14 protein-coding genes are annotated in these 13,687 nt (G+C 71.5%); 13 read left to right on the forward strand and 1 reads right to left on the reverse strand.

Annotation, left to right across the window (positions count from 1 at the left end; translation table 11 throughout):
* Positions 1-96: 96 nt before the first annotated feature.
* Positions 97-1,380 (forward strand): serine/threonine-protein kinase, encoded by a 1,284-nt coding sequence (locus ACFYUS_RS01940; protein ID WP_388844554.1) that lies wholly within the window; start codon positions 97-99, stop codon positions 1,378-1,380.
* Between the two features lie 155 nt (positions 1,381-1,535).
* Here ACFYUS_RS01940 and ACFYUS_RS01945 read toward each other — a convergent pair whose 3' ends face one another.
* Complete coding sequence (locus ACFYUS_RS01945) at positions 1,536-3,242, reverse strand: chitinase (protein WP_388844556.1); 1,707 nt, start codon at positions 3,240-3,242, stop codon at positions 1,536-1,538.
* A gap of 355 nt (positions 3,243-3,597) precedes the next feature.
* Here ACFYUS_RS01945 and ACFYUS_RS01950 point away from each other — a divergent pair, with 355 nt between their 5' ends.
* The 12 genes from ACFYUS_RS01950 (at position 3,598) to ACFYUS_RS02005 (ending at position 13,261) form a co-directional block, all read left to right on the forward strand.
* Complete coding sequence (locus ACFYUS_RS01950; protein ID WP_388844558.1) at positions 3,598-4,539, forward strand: hypothetical protein; 942 nt, start codon at positions 3,598-3,600, stop codon at positions 4,537-4,539.
* 70 nt (positions 4,540-4,609) lie between these two features.
* Positions 4,610-5,317, forward strand: a complete 708-nt coding sequence (cpaB, locus tag ACFYUS_RS01955; RefSeq protein WP_388844560.1) for a Flp pilus assembly protein CpaB — start codon at positions 4,610-4,612, stop codon at positions 5,315-5,317.
* Between the two features lie 6 nt (positions 5,318-5,323).
* The gene (locus ACFYUS_RS01960; protein WP_388844562.1) at positions 5,324-6,574 is read left to right on the forward strand and encodes a CpaE family protein; all 1,251 of its coding nucleotides are present in this window, start codon (positions 5,324-5,326) and stop codon (positions 6,572-6,574) included.
* A 3-nt stretch (positions 6,575-6,577) separates the two neighbouring features.
* Positions 6,578-6,943, forward strand: coding sequence for a TadE/TadG family type IV pilus assembly protein (locus tag ACFYUS_RS01965; protein WP_388844563.1), 366 nt, complete (start codon positions 6,578-6,580; stop codon positions 6,941-6,943).
* Entirely contained in the window at positions 6,940-7,338 is a 399-nt protein-coding gene (locus tag ACFYUS_RS01970; protein WP_388844565.1) for a TadE/TadG family type IV pilus assembly protein, read from the forward strand. The genes ACFYUS_RS01965 and ACFYUS_RS01970 overlap by 4 nt, the downstream gene beginning before the upstream one ends.
* Positions 7,335-8,681 carry a CpaF family protein gene (locus tag ACFYUS_RS01975; protein WP_388844567.1) on the forward strand — a complete coding sequence of 449 codons (1,347 nt, stop codon included), beginning with the start codon at positions 7,335-7,337 and terminating at the stop codon, positions 8,679-8,681. The genes ACFYUS_RS01970 and ACFYUS_RS01975 overlap by 4 nt, the downstream gene beginning before the upstream one ends.
* 256 nt (positions 8,682-8,937) lie before the next feature.
* Positions 8,938-9,882 (forward strand): type II secretion system F family protein, encoded by a 945-nt coding sequence (locus tag ACFYUS_RS01980; protein WP_388844568.1) that lies wholly within the window; start codon positions 8,938-8,940, stop codon positions 9,880-9,882.
* Between the two features lie 11 nt (positions 9,883-9,893).
* A complete protein-coding gene (locus ACFYUS_RS01985; RefSeq protein ID WP_388844570.1) occupies positions 9,894-10,784 on the forward strand; it encodes a DUF5936 domain-containing protein in 891 nt (296 codons plus the stop codon).
* 386 nt (positions 10,785-11,170) lie between these two features.
* Entirely contained in the window at positions 11,171-11,383 is a 213-nt protein-coding gene (locus ACFYUS_RS01990) for a Flp family type IVb pilin (protein ID WP_388844572.1), read from the forward strand.
* Positions 11,384-11,388: 5 nt separating this feature from the next.
* Positions 11,389-12,009, forward strand: a complete 621-nt coding sequence (locus tag ACFYUS_RS01995; protein ID WP_388845959.1) for a pilus assembly protein TadG-related protein — start codon at positions 11,389-11,391, stop codon at positions 12,007-12,009.
* Positions 12,010-12,037: 28 nt separating this feature from the next.
* Positions 12,038-12,622 (forward strand): hypothetical protein, encoded by a 585-nt coding sequence (locus tag ACFYUS_RS02000; protein ID WP_388844574.1) that lies wholly within the window; start codon positions 12,038-12,040, stop codon positions 12,620-12,622.
* 9 nt (positions 12,623-12,631) lie between these two features.
* The gene (locus ACFYUS_RS02005) at positions 12,632-13,261 is read left to right on the forward strand and encodes an OmpA family protein (protein ID WP_388844576.1); all 630 of its coding nucleotides are present in this window, start codon (positions 12,632-12,634) and stop codon (positions 13,259-13,261) included.
* The last annotated feature ends 426 nt before the right edge of the window (positions 13,262-13,687 follow it).

Below are 13,687 nucleotides of genomic sequence, written 5' to 3' on the forward strand. Positions count from 1 at the left end.
GCACATGGCGCTGTCCGGGCACATGAGCGTCCGGGGCACATGGTCCGGCTATGTCATGGACCGGTCAAGGTGGGGAGTTCGGCCATACTGTCCCGCGTGGGGACCCTCATCGGTAGATACGTCATCGAGCACAAGCTAGGCGAAGGCGGCATGGGCACCGTCTATCTGGCCCGATCGCGCGGCGGGCGCGCCGTCGCCGTCAAGGTCGCCCGGCCGGAACTCGCCTCCGACCCGTCCTTCCGCGCCCGCTTCCGCGCCGAGGTCGCCGCGGCCCGGCAGGTCGGCGGCTTCCACACCGCGCAGGTCGTCGACGCCGACCCCGAGGCGGAGGCCCCCTGGCTCGCCACCGCCTACATCCCCGGCCCCACCCTCTCCGGACTCCTCGGCGCCCAGGGCCCCATGGACGAGCCGCGGCTCCGCTCCCTCGGGGCCGCGCTCGCCGAGGCCCTGGAGGCGATCCACGCCTGCGGGCTCGTCCACCGCGACCTCAAGCCCGGCAACATCGTCATGGCCTCCGACGGGCCCCGCGTCCTCGACTTCGGGATCGCCCGCGCCCTGGAGTCGACCCGGCTCACCGCCACCGGCAACGCCTTCGGCACCCCCGGCTACCTCGCCCCCGAACAGGCCCTCGGCGAGGAGGTGACCGGCGCCGCCGACGTCTTCGCCCTCGGCGCCGTCCTCGTCGCCGCGGCCGGCGGGAAGCCCTTCGGGGAGGGCACGCCGATGGGCCTCATGTACCGGTCGGTGCACGAGCCCCCCGACCTCGGCGCCGTACCGGAGGCCCTGCGCGACCTCGTGGGACGCTGCCTCGCCAAGGACCCGGCCGAACGACCCACTCCGGACGCCCTCATGGACGAGCTGACGGGGGCTCCGCAGGAGCTCGGGCCCGCGCCTGTGTCCGTGTCTGCGTCTGTGCCTCCGGTTCCGGTTCCGGTTCCGGTTCCGGTGGCCCCGGCTCCGGCCCCTCGGGACACGCCCGCCGACGCCGTGCCCGTACCGGTCGTCCCCGCGCCCGCCGACGTCCAGGACGCCGTACCCGCCTTCGGACCCCCGCACCCCGCCACCCTCTACGTACCCCCGCCTCCCCTCGCGCCGCCGGTGCCCGCGCCGGACTTCGCCGCCGCCGACCGGAACTCCGGGATCGCCGTGGACGGGAGCGGGGTGTCCCTGCACTTCTACGGCGAGGAGGCCGACTTCCTCTGGAGCGAGATCGGGGCCGTACGGTACGAGCGCATCCGGCGCGACCGGGTGCTGCGCGTCGTCGTCACCCTCTACGACGGCTCGGCCTACGACTGCGAGGTCGACGGCCGCCGGGCGGGCCGGGTCGACGAGTGGATCCGGCTGCTGGACTGGGTGCTGCGGCACTATCTGCCCGCGTGAGACCCGGGTGAGGTCCGCGTGAGGCCCGCGTGGGGTCCGCGTGAGACCCACCTGGGCCCGTGTGAGACCCGCCGGGCCCCGTGTGAGACCCGTCTGAGGAGACGGCACAGCGCCGCCGGGGGAGCGGCGGCGCTGCGGGACGGGACCCCGAGGGGTTACGGGAGGGCGTGTACGTGCGCGCCCACGGCGTTCGACCAGGCGTTGCCGGCCGTCGCGTCCCAGTTGGTCGACCAGGTCATGGCGCCGCGGAGCGTCGGCCAGGTCTGGGCGGGCTTGAAGGTGCCGCAGCCGGTGCCCTTGGCGAGGCAGTCCAGCGCGTTGTTCACGATCTGCGGGTCGACGTAGCCGCTGCCCGCGCCCCGGGTGGAGGCGGGGACGCCGAGGCCGACCTGCGAGGGGTCGAGGCCGCCCTGGAGCTGGATGCAGGCGAGCGCGGTGAGGAAGTCCACCGAGCCCTGGCTGTAGACCTTGCCGTCGCAGCCGAGCATCGAACCGCTGTTGTAGTACTGGGTGTTGACGACCGTGAGGATGTCCTTCACGGCGAGGGCGGTCTTGAAGTACTCCGAGCCGGTGTTCTGCATGTCGATGGTCTGCGGGGCCATCGTCAGGACCATGGAGGAGCCCGCCTTGGCGGAGAGCCGGCGGAGCGCCTTGGTGAGGTAGGTGGCGTTGACGCCGTGCTCCAGGTCGATGTCGATCCCGTTGAAGCCGTACTCCTGCATCAGGGCGTACGCGCTGTCGGCGAAGGCGGTGGCGGTGGCGTCACTGTTGATGGTGACGTTGCCCTTCTCGCCGCCGACGGAGAGGATCACGGACTTGCCGGCCGCCTTCTTGGCGGCGATGTCGGCCTTGAAGTCGGCGGTGGAGGCGTAGCCGACGGCCGGGTCGAGGTTGAAGGTGATCTGGCCGGGCGTGGCGGTCGAGTCGGCGAACGAGACGGCGATGATGTCGTACGCGGCCTGGACGTCGCGCAGTTTCTGCTTGGCGGCGCCGTTGTCGAAGTTCTGCCAGTAGCCGGTGACGGCGTGCTTGGGCACGGCGGGGCCGGGGCCCGGGTCGGTGGCCTTGGAGGTGCGGGCCGTCACGGCGGCGGACTTCGCGGACTCGCCCGCGGAGTTCGTCGCGGAGACCTGGAACTGGTACGCGGTGTCGGCGACGAGGCCGGTGACGGTGGTCGAAGTGCCGGTCACGGTCTGCGGGTTGGCGCCGTCCCGGTACACCTTGTAGGCGGTGGCGCCGGTGACCGCACCCCAGCTCAGGGCGACGGAGTTCGTGGTGACCGTGCCGGCGGCGAGGCCGGCCGGGGCGGTCGGGTCGGGGTCCTGGCCGCCGCCCCCGTCGGGCCCGAAGACGCTCACGTCGTCGACGAGGTAGGGGGAGGTGCCGTACCAGCCGTGGGTCCAGATCTCGACGGAGGTGGTGCTCGCGCCGGTGGTGAAGGTGGTGGTGAGCTGCTTCCAGGAGGGGCTGTCGGGCGTCCAGGTGGAGACGGTGCCGGTGCCGGTCCCGGTGTGGTCGGCGCCGAGGTAGGCGTAGCCGCCCTGGACCCAGGCGCTCAGCATGTACGTCGAGTTGGGCTTGACGGCCACGGTCTGCGCGCACTGGGCGTAGTCGAGACCGGCCGGGGTGGCCTTGAGCGCGCCGGTCCCGGTGCGGACCGGGGAGGAGACGGCGGCGCCGCTCCCGGCGGAACAGGACCAGTTGGTGAGGCCGTTCTCGAATCCGGCGTTCTTGGCGACGTTGACGTCCGCCGCCTGTGCGGTGCCGGCTCCGCCGACGAGGACGAGCCCGGAGCCGACGGCGAGCGCGAGGGCTCCGCCGAGCGTGCGGCGTCCGTGCGGGCGGGTGGTGGTGCGGTCCACGTGCATCCTCCGGTGGGGGAGTGGGGGAAGTGGGGATGTGGAGGTGCCGTACGCCGTCGTACGGAGGGGGTGCGGGTACGGGGGTACCTGCGGCGGCCACCGCTGTCGCAACAAGTTGGTCCAGACCAATCGCGTTGTCAATACCCCGCGCGGCGAAGGGCGTTCGGCCGAGCCGCCCGGAACCCGGATCGCGGGACCCGAATTAATGGCGGCAGCTTGGCGGATTGTGTGTTCACCACCCCGGGGGACGTGGATAAGGTGCAGAGACGGCGGCACCCTGCGGTGACGCCGCGAACGCGGTAAGTGATCCGCGGCCCCCGGGACACCGGAGGCCGGAGGGGACGGGGGGTCCGACGTGCCGACAGCGATCGCCGTCACCAGCGCCGACCTGGTGCTGCCGCCGACCGATCCCGGGACCCCGCAGGCCGCCGTGCTCCCGCCCCCCGAGACCCGCCCGCTCGACGCCTCCCTCGCCGACATGCAGCAGCTCCTCGCCCGGTACGGACACGTGGTCGTCGTCTGCCCCACCTCCGCGCCGACCGCCGTCGAACACCGCCTGCACGCCGTCCGAGCCCTCCTGGAGAGCGACCGGATCGCCCTGGTCAGGACCGACCTGCCGCCGCTCGGCGCGGCCGTCCTCGTCCGCCAGCTGCGGCAGCTCGCCGGCTGCGACTTCAGCCCCGGAGTCCTCGCCTCCGCCGCCCGGCTCCTCGCCCACTACATCTACGCCGGCGCCGTCCTCGGCTCCGTCTCCCGGCTCGACCGCGTCCCCGTCAGCCTCGGCTCCCACCTCAAGAGCTGGCTCCCCGGCGCCCACTTCGCCGTCCTCGCCGGACCGACACCGCAGATCGTCCGGGTCGGCACGGGAGAAACGGCGCTCGCCGGACCGGAGTTCGCCACCGAACTCCTCCTCGCCCGCGGCCAGCTCCAGACCGACTGGCCCACCACCGCCCTCGTACCCCGGTGGCGGATCCCCGGCCCCGTCCACGAGGCGCCGCTGCCCGCGTCCTCGCCCGGCTGGTGGGGCACCGGCAAACTCGTCGAGTTCGCCGCGTACCTGCCCGACCTGCCCGTCCTCCACCAACTCGTCTCCTCCGTACGCCGGGAGACCTGCCACTGGTGCGGGATGGAACTCATCGGCGACCGCTGCGGCTTCTGCGCCGCGCCGCTGACCGTGGGGGGCCCGCCGCCCCCCGGTCCCGGCAGCCGCGCCCTCGGTCCGGGCGCGCAGGCCGGCGCGCACGGCACCCGCGCCCTCGGACCCGGCGCGCACGCGGCCCGCGCCACCCTGCCGTGAACGACCCCGCGCCGCCGACCGCCCGCTTCCGCCCGCTCGTACCCACGTCTCCGATCGAGGAACAACGGCCATGAACTCCCGCCAGCGCCGCGGCGTGATCCTGCTGCTGCTCTCCGTCCTGTGCGCCCTCGGCGCCTTCGCCGGCGTGCTCGCCGTCATCAGCGACGTGAACTCCAAGGTCGGCCCGGAGACCACGGCGTACCGGCTCAAGAGGGACGTGGTCCCCTACAGGAACCTGAACGCGGGCGACTTCGAGAAGATCTCCATGCCCAAGCGCTGGCTCCCGTCGACCGCCGTCACCGACCTCCGCCAGATCGAGGGCAAGACCGCCGTCACCCCGCTCAAGTCCGGCTCCCTCCTCCAGACCGACATGATCGTCGACCAGCCCGAACTCCAGCCGGGCCAGCAGGAGATCGCCATCATGATCGACGCCGCCACCGGCGTCGCCGGAAAGATCACCCCCGGCGCCACCGTCAACATCTACGCGACCTTCGCCGGCGAGAAGAAGGGCGACCCCGACCAGTCCCGGATGATCGTCGCCGGCGCCCGCGTCCTCGACATCGGCAAGCTCACCCCGGCCGCCGAGAGCAACGACCGCGCCGGCCGGGCCACCACCACCGTCCCCGTCACCTTCGCGCTCTCCACCCTCGACACCCAGCGCGTCGCGTACGCCGAGTCCTTCGCCGAGCACGTACGCCTCGCCCTCGTCGCCCCGACCACGGCCGGCTCCCCGGCCGACAAGGGCGACCGCACCTACACGCTCGACAAGGACAAGTGAGGCCGGATGACCACCAGGATCCTGCCGGCCGTCGGCGACCCCGACGCGGCCCGGTCCGTCAGCACGCTGCTCAGCCAGCTCCCCGACGCCGAACCCGCCCAGCCGGTCACCGACTCCACCCAGCTCGTCGACACCCTCGCGCGCCTCGCCGCCGCCTCCCTCGACGAACTCCCCGAGGTCGTCCTCGTCCACGAGCGGATCGGACCCGTCCCCGCGCTCGAACTCGTCCGCGAGGTCGCCCTCCGCTTCCCCGCCGTCGGCGTCGTCCTCATCACCGCCGACGCCAGCCCCGTCCTCTTCTCCGCCGCCATGGACTCCGGCGCCCGGGGCCTCGTCACCCTCCCCCTCGGCTACGAGGAACTCGCCAGCCGCGTCCAGGCCGCCGCCCAGTGGTCCCTGGGCGTCCGCCGCCACCTCGGCACCGGCGCCGAGCGGATCACCGGCCCCGGCGGCACCGTCGTCACCGTCAGCGGCGCCAAGGGCGGCGTCGGCACCACCGTCACCGCCGTCCACCTCGCCCTCGCGGCCCGCGCCTCCGGACGGACCGTCGCCCTCGTCGACATGGACCTCCAGAGCGGCGACATCGCCTCCTACCTCGACGTCCAGTTCCGCCGCTCCGTCGCCGACCTCGCCACCATCACCGACATCTCGCCCCGCGTCCTCCAGGACGCCGTGTACGTCCACGAGACCGGCCTCTCCCTGCTCCTCGCCCCGGCGGAGGGCGAGCGCGGCGAGGAGGTCACCGACCGCTCCGCCCGCCAGGTCGTCAGCGCCCTGCGCGGCCGGCACGAGGTCGTCGTCCTCGACTGCGGCTCCCGGCTCGACAGCGCCAACGCCGCCGCGATCGAGATGGCCGACACCGCGCTCCTCGTCACCACCCCGGACGTCATCGCGGTCCGCGCCGCCAAACGAACCGTACGGATGTGGGAACGGCTCCAGGTCCGCAAGGCCGAGGAGATCGTCACCCTCGTCAACCGCCACCACCGCACCAGCGAGATCCAGCCGCCCCTCGTCCAGAAGATCACCGGCACCCGCATCGCCGGCACCGCCGTCCCCGCCAACTTCAAGGAACTCGCCGCGGTCGTCGACGCCGGCCGCCTCCACGAACTCGACGCCAAGTCCACGGTCAAACAGTCCCTGTGGGCCCTCGCCGGCGAACTGGGCCTCGTCCAGGCCGCCGCACAGCCCGGCAAGGAACTCACCCGCGCCAGCGACCGGGGCTCCCTGGGACTCCGACGGCGTGGGGGAGGGCGCTGACCGATGCGGGCGGCGTACCGGGACGACGACAGGGGGCAGGTGGCGGTGGAGTTCCTCGGCATGGTGCCGGTGATCCTGCTGACGCTGGCCCTGCTGTGGCAGGTGGTCCTGGTGGGGTACACGTTCACGCTGGCGGGGAACGCGGCGGACGAGGCGGCGCGGGCGTGCGCCGTCGGCGACGACGGGGAAGCGGCCGCCCGACGCCACATCGACGGGGCGTGGAGCGTCTCGGGTGGAGGGTGCGTCCAGGGCGGCGGCATGGTGCACGTCCAGGTGAAGGTCGAGGTCCCGGCCCTGGTCCCGGGCTTCGGGGGCCTGTTCCCGGTCACGGCGGACGCGGGCGCGGTGCTGGAGGTGCCGAGTTCATGAGTACGCGTACGGGCAAGGGGCCCCGCGACCGCGGGCAGGCCGCCATCGAGTACCTCGGCTTCCTCCCCATCCTGCTCATCGTCGGCCTCGCCGGCCTCCAGCTCGGCATCGCGGCGTACGCGGCCCAGCAGGCGGGCACGGCGGCGCGGGCGGCCGCACGGGCGGCGAGCAGCGACGACGAGGACGGGCCCAGTCCGGCGGCGGCCGCCGACGCGGCGGTGAGCGGCTGGATCAAGCCCCAGGTCGATGGCCCTCAGGAGGGCGCCGGCGAAGCGACCGTCACCGTCACGGTCAAGATCCCCTCCGTCGTGCCCTTCTGGAACGACTTCGGATCCGTCCAGAAGACCGCCACCATGCCACTGCCCGAGACGCCCGACGAGGAGGACCTGCCATGAGCCTGCGCGCCCGGATCAACGCCCCCGAGGACAAGGGCGGCAGCGCGGCCGCCAGGGAGGACGGCCACCTGGTCGCCGCCTTCCGGGCCAAGCTCCTGGAGGAGATCGACCTCACCGAGATGTCGGCGCTCGCGGCGGCCGAGCGGAGGGCCCGCCTGGAGCGCGTCCTCGGGCACATCATCAGCCGCGAGGGCCCGGTCCTCTCCACCGCCGAGCGGTCCCAGCTGATCCGCCGGGTCGTCGACGAGGCCCTCGGCCTCGGCGTACTCGAACCGCTCCTCGAAGACGCCTCCATCACGGAGATCATGGTCAACGGCCCCGACCAGATCTTCATCGAGCGCGGCGGCCGCGTCGAACTGCTCCCGCTGCGCTTCGCCTCCCACGAGCAGCTGATGCAGACCATCGAGCGGATCGTGTCCACGGTCAACCGGCGCGTCGACGAGTCGAACCCGATGGTCGACGCCCGGCTCCCCTCCGGCGAGCGCGTCAACGTGATCATCCCGCCGCTCTCGCTCACGGGCGCGACCCTCACCATCCGCCGCTTCCCCCGCGCGTACACGCTCCACGAGATGATCGGCCTCGGCTCCCTCGACGAGCAGATGCTGCTCCTGCTGTCGGGACTGGTTCAAGCCAAGTTCAACCTGATCGTCTCCGGCGCCACGGGCACCGGGAAGACGACCCTCCTCAACGCCCTGTCCGGCCTCGTCCCGGACGGCGAGCGGATCATCACCATCGAGGACTCGGCCGAACTCCAGCTCCAGCAGTCCCACGTGATCCGCCTGGAGGCCCGCCCGCCGAACATCGAGGGCCGCGGGGCCATCTCCATCCGCGACCTCGTCCGCAACTCCCTGCGCATGCGCCCCGACCGCATCATCGTCGGAGAGGTCCGCGGCGGCGAGACGCTCGACATGCTCCAGGCGATGTCGACGGGCCACGACGGCTCGCTGGCGACCGTCCACGCGAACTCGGCCGAGGACGCCCTGATGCGGCTCCAGACCCTCGCGTCGATGTCGGAGGTCAAGGTGCCGTTCGAGGCGCTCCGCGACCAGATCAACAGCGCGGTCGACGTCCTCGTCCAGCTCACCCGGCATCCGGACGGCACCCGCCGCATCACCGAGATCTCCGTCCTGGCCTCGCACGGCCGGGAACGGTTCCTGCTCGCCACGGTCTGCCGCTTCCAGGCCGAGCCGGTCGCGGCCGACGGGCGGGTGTACGGCCGGTTCACGTACCACCCACTGCCCCGGCGCGTCGCCGAACGCCTCTACCTGGCGGGCCAGCCCATCCCGCAGGCGTTCGGAGTGGCGGCGACGGACGCCCACCTGGCCACCCGAGAGGCGGAATGATGACGAACGCTCGCACGGCGACGACCGATCCCACGTGGCGCCCGGGAGGCGGAGCGACGGCGGCCGCCGACCCGACCTGGCGACCGGGCACGGAGCGGGCGGCGACGACGGACCCGACGTGGACCCCTGAGGCACAGCGATGACGGCCCCGACCTGGACCCCTGAGGCACACCGATGACGGACGACCCCACCTGGAACGCCGAGGGGGCACAGCGATGACGGACGACCCCACCCGGAACGCCGAGGGGGCACAGCGATGACGGACCCCTTCTGGCTGACGACCGGCGTGGCGCTGCTCGCCTGCGTCCTCGGCGTCGTCGGCGTGCAGACGTACGCGAACGGGGCCCGCCGCCACGCGGCCCTCGTCGCCCGCCTGGACGAGAGCGGCGAGCCGGAGGCCGTGACAGGCCGCCGCAGGCGCCGCTTCCGGGGCGTCGACAAGCGCGTACGGAAGACCGCCCTCGGCCGGAGACTGGAGCTGCGGATCGCGGCGACGGGCCTCGACGTCACGCCCGGCGAGTTCACGGTGGCGCTCGCGGCGACCGTGGCGGTCCTCTGGGTGGTGGGGCAGGCGGCGCTGTCCCCGTTCTTCGGCCCGATCTGCGGACTCCTCGGCATCTGGGTCGCCCTCGGCTACCTCAACTGGCAGCGCCAGAAGCGCATCGAACGCTTCATCAACCAGCTCCCGGAGCTCTCCCGCATCCTGGCCAACGCCACGCAGGCCGGCCTCGCCCTCCGCATGGCCCTCAGCCTCGCCGCCGACGAGCTGGAGGCCCCGGCGGGAGACGAACTGGAGAAGGTGGCCCAGCAGCTGGCCGTCGGCACGTCCCTCGACGACGCCCTGGGGGAGCTCGCCGAACGCCTCCCCTCCCGCGAACTCGTCGTCCTCGTCACGACCCTCGTCCTCGCCAACCGGGCCGGCGGCACGGTCGTCTCCTCCCTCCGCAACCTCACCGAGACCCTGGAGGAGCGCAAGGAGACCCGGCGCGAGGTCCGCACCCAGCTCTCGCAGGTGAGCATGACCGCGTACTCCGTCCCGGTCATCGGCGTCGGCTCCCTCCTCCTCATCGACAACCTGCAGCCCGGCGCCCTCGACCGCATGACCGGCTCGACGATCGGACAGTTCGCCGTCATCGCCGCGTTCGCGCTGTACGTGGTCGGCTTCGCCGCCATCCGCCGCTTCTCGAAGATCGACGTATAGGGACCGCCGCCGTGGACCTCCTCCTCGCCCTCCTGGCCGGCCTCGCCGTCACGGGCTTCGCCTACGGCCTACGCCTCTACCGCGCCGACGCCAAACTCCCCGACGACCTCGAACTCGCCCTCGAAGTCGGCGCCACCCGCACCGGCGCCGTCGACTCGGCCGTCGACCGCCTGGGCATGCGCTGGTCCCCGGCGGTACTGCGCCTGATGGGCCCGAAGCGCGTCAACGCGGTCCGCCGCCGCATCGACCTGGCAGGCAACCCGGGAGGCCTGACCATCGACCGCTACGGGGCGAGACGAGCGGTCTACGGCTTCCTCGGCGGTCTCGGCGGCCTCGTGATGCTCAGCAAGGGCTCGTACGTGACGGCCCTCCTCCTCCTCGCCTTCGGCGCCTTCTGGACGGAGGTCGGCATCTGGTCCGCCGTCCGCATCCGCAAGGACCAGATCGAACGCACCCTCCCGGACTTCCTCGACGTCCTGGCGGTCGTCGTGTCGGCAGGCCTGGGCTTCCGACAGGCACTGGAACGCGTCGCGGAGAAGTACGAGGGCCCCTGGGCCGACGAACTCCGCATCACGCTCCGCCAGATGGACATGGGCGTCAGCCGCCGCCAAGCCTTCGACGAACTCCGCCGCCGCAACGACTCCGAACAGGTCGCCCAGTTCGTCACAGCCCTCCAACAGGGCGAGGAACTCGGCGCCCCCATCGTCGACACCCTCATCCAGATCGCCAACGACATGCGCCGCACGGACGCCCAGAACGCACGGAGGAAGGCCGCGAAGGCGGTCCCGAAGGCCACGATGGTGATCACCACCCTCATGGTCCCGGCGACGATGATCCTCCTCGGCGCGGGCCTCTTCCTGGGCACGGGCACGGACTTCGGCTCGGTGACGGGCGGACAGTGAACACCCCGGCCCTTCCGCGACGGACGTCCACAACTGTCTCGATCTCACCTCATGTTGAGGATCCCCCTTCGCTCACACAACCGCATGTGACAGAGTGCGAACCGAGTGTGAGAGGGGTGGTGTGATGGACCTGACCGCCACAGGCCCGAACAACCGGCAGGTCGCCGCGACTTACGTCCTCACCAAGACGACGGCCCACCACCACACCAGCCGCATCTTCGCCGAACTCCACCCCCCCCACTCGCACCGAGGCCATAGCCTCCTTCCTGGGCACCAGGCCCACCCGATGACCGGGGCCCACACCAGGCCCCACGGGCCCTGTCCGCCGACCCGCCCGTCGGCGTACCGTGCCCAAGCGCAGGCGTCTGAACGCGGAGGGGACCACGATGAACGACGCGATGCTGAAGGCCCTGACCAAGGTACGTATGCAGCTTGCCGACCGGTTGGAGGGGCAGGCGCGGGACCGCGGGCAGACGGCGGTGGAGTATTTGGGGATCATTGTGGTGGTGGTGGCGATTGTCATTGCGATCACGGGTACGGACATCGGGAGCACGATCATGACGGCGATCAAGAACAAGATCGCCGAGTTGACCGGATAGTTCTGCTGGGCGAAAGAGGCAGTGACGCAGGGCAAGCGTTCCCTGTTTACATCGCGGTCATTGCCGGGCTCTTGTTTCTGGCGTTCGCCTACTTCTTGGTGGGCCAGGCTGCATTGACGCGGAACAGCGCCCAGACTGCTGCGGACGCAGCAGCCCTAGCAGCGGCTCAGGATGCCCGAGAGCAGCTGCGTGACGGCTGGATCGAAGTGATCCTCGATCCAGGGCAGTGGAACAGGTTCCTTCAGGGCGAGGTGGACACCGGTGACTCCCCGTGCCAGCAGGCGGAGGAGTTTGCGGCTCGGAACGAGGCGTCGCTAGCGGGCGACAATGGATGTGTGCCTCTCGCTACAGGGGAGCACGGTTTCAAGGTGACCGTACGTACAACGGGCCGAGAGTCGTATCGTGCAACGGCGTCGGCTGAAGCCGTGATCGAATCGCGTTGCTCCTTCGATCCGCCGGTGCCTCCAGAGTCTCCGTCCCCGAGCCCCGGCGAGGGCGAAGAGGAGCCTGACGACGAGGATCCCGAGGTTGACCTCATGTGTGGTGGCGAGCCGTGGGTGATCGATATGGAAAACCCGAGCCTTCCCAGTGCCGCAGATCTCTTCAGAGTCCGACTGTTGAACTGACCCGCGACGAGCAAAGGAAGCACGCTTCATGAACGCGCGCTACACAAGGAAGACCCGCAGAGGGGTGGTCGCCGTCGCGATCGCGTCCGTGGCACTCTTCGTGGCCGGGTGCGGCGCCGAGGAGAAGCCCAGCGAGAACAAGCCCGCCTCAACGAGTGCCGCGCCCCAGCAAGGAGCATCAGCCACCCAGGGCTCGCCGGCGGCCGAGGAACCTACAGAGACACTGGCGGTCGTCAAGGGGCAGGACGGGTTTGAGCTGGTCATCAATTCGGCAGTGCGCGATGCCGGTGGCTTCTTGACTCTCAAAGGGGCTCTGAAGAACACCTCTGACAAGGGGCGTGCTGTTCCCGACATCGTGAGAGGAGACGAGACGGAGGTGCTGAAGCACGGCACATCTCTCGGCGGAGCCACCCTCGTGGACGGTGTGGGGAAGAAGCGTTACTACGTTCTGCGGGACACGGACGGGAGACCTTTGACCACTACGGGTCTGGGGATCGTCTCGGCAGGCAGTTCGGTCGACGTCTTCATGCAATTCCCCGCACCCCCCGCCTCCACCACCGAGGTCTCCTTCCAACTCCCCACCTTCGAACCCGCCACCCTCAAGCTCTCCTGAGGCGACGACATGACGACGACGAAAAACCGCCGCCTCGCCGCCCTAGCCCTCGCCTCCGTCGCGCTCTGGCCGCTCGCCGCCCCGACCGCCTACGCCGACAACCCGCCCGGGCCCGCCGGCACCTCTTCGCCCGCCCCCGTCATCGACCCGAACTCGCCGGGGCTGATGCTGCCCGACGGCGCCACCCTTGCCTCCGCCAAGGTCCTCGACATCAAGCAGATCGTCGAAGACGAGGGCGGGCAGGAGCGCCGCCAGGACACCAACGTGGACGTGACGTTCGCGTTGCAGGCCGAGGTGCTGTTCCCGAAGAACAGCGCGAAGCTGTCGCCCGACGCGACGAGCCGTATCGCCGCGATCGCCGCAGAGATCAACAAGATGGGGTCCGGGCGGGTGCGGGTCTTCGGGTTCACCGACAACCTGGGGACGTACGAGCACGGGTTGAAGCTGTCGAAGGAGCGGGCGGTGGCCGTGCAGCAGGTGCTGGCGCGGACGCTTGATCCCGGTACGAGCTACGACGTGCGCGGGTACAGCGAGGACTATCCGATCGCTGACAACCGCTCCGAGGAGGGCCGGAAGAAGAACCGGCGCGTGGAGATCTCCTTCCCCCGGACCACGTCCAGCGCACCCAGCACGCCGTGAGCGTTCGGCTGGCGGCGTAGCTCCTCCAGCGGCTCCCGGACGGCGGGGGTTCGGGCCCGGGTCTGGGAGACGGGGAGGGTGCGCGGACCCGGGGGCGTGGGGTGTGCGCCCCGGCAGGGGGCGCGGTCGCCGTCCTTGAGGGCGTCCGTCGCCCGCCCAGGCACTCGCGTCCGCGCCGCAGACGACCGGCCCACTGGATGCGGTCGAGCGCGGTGCCCAGGACGCACTGGCCGTACGGCGTCTGCGCGGCGTCCGCGTGGCCGGCGTCTTCACCGAGGGGTCGCTGTCCTCGGGCAACCGGTCGGTGTGCGCGGTGATGGCGGCGTCGCGGGCCGGAAGGTGGGCGAAGTCCTGAGGGTCGCGCGGCTCCTGGTGCGGTGTGCAGTGCTTTCCGTATCCCGGGCCGGCGAGGGGGAGGGCATCACT

Origin of the sequence: Streptomyces sp. NPDC004284, assembly GCF_042874035.1 — a bacterium.
GTDB lineage: Bacteria > Actinomycetota > Actinomycetes > Streptomycetales > Streptomycetaceae > Streptomyces.

Excerpts from the sequence above, each read along its gene's own strand:
- ACFYUS_RS02005 (WP_388844576.1), top strand. The coding sequence starts at position 12,632 with ATGACGACGACGAAAAACCGCCGCCTCGCCGCCCTAGCCCTCGCCTCC.
- ACFYUS_RS01975 (WP_388844567.1), top strand. The coding sequence starts at position 7,335 with ATGAGCCTGCGCGCCCGGATCAACGCCCCCGAGGACAAGGGCGGCAGC.
- ACFYUS_RS01990 (WP_388844572.1), top strand. The coding sequence starts at position 11,171 with ATGAACGACGCGATGCTGAAGGCCCTGACCAAGGTACGTATGCAGCTT.
- ACFYUS_RS02000 (WP_388844574.1), top strand. The coding sequence starts at position 12,038 with ATGAACGCGCGCTACACAAGGAAGACCCGCAGAGGGGTGGTCGCCGTC.
- ACFYUS_RS01970 (WP_388844565.1), top strand. The coding sequence starts at position 6,940 with ATGAGTACGCGTACGGGCAAGGGGCCCCGCGACCGCGGGCAGGCCGCC.
- ACFYUS_RS01960 (WP_388844562.1), top strand. The coding sequence starts at position 5,324 with ATGACCACCAGGATCCTGCCGGCCGTCGGCGACCCCGACGCGGCCCGG.
- ACFYUS_RS01980 (WP_388844568.1), top strand. The coding sequence starts at position 8,938 with ATGACGGACCCCTTCTGGCTGACGACCGGCGTGGCGCTGCTCGCCTGC.
- cpaB (WP_388844560.1), top strand. The coding sequence starts at position 4,610 with ATGAACTCCCGCCAGCGCCGCGGCGTGATCCTGCTGCTGCTCTCCGTC.
- ACFYUS_RS01965 (WP_388844563.1), top strand. The coding sequence starts at position 6,578 with ATGCGGGCGGCGTACCGGGACGACGACAGGGGGCAGGTGGCGGTGGAG.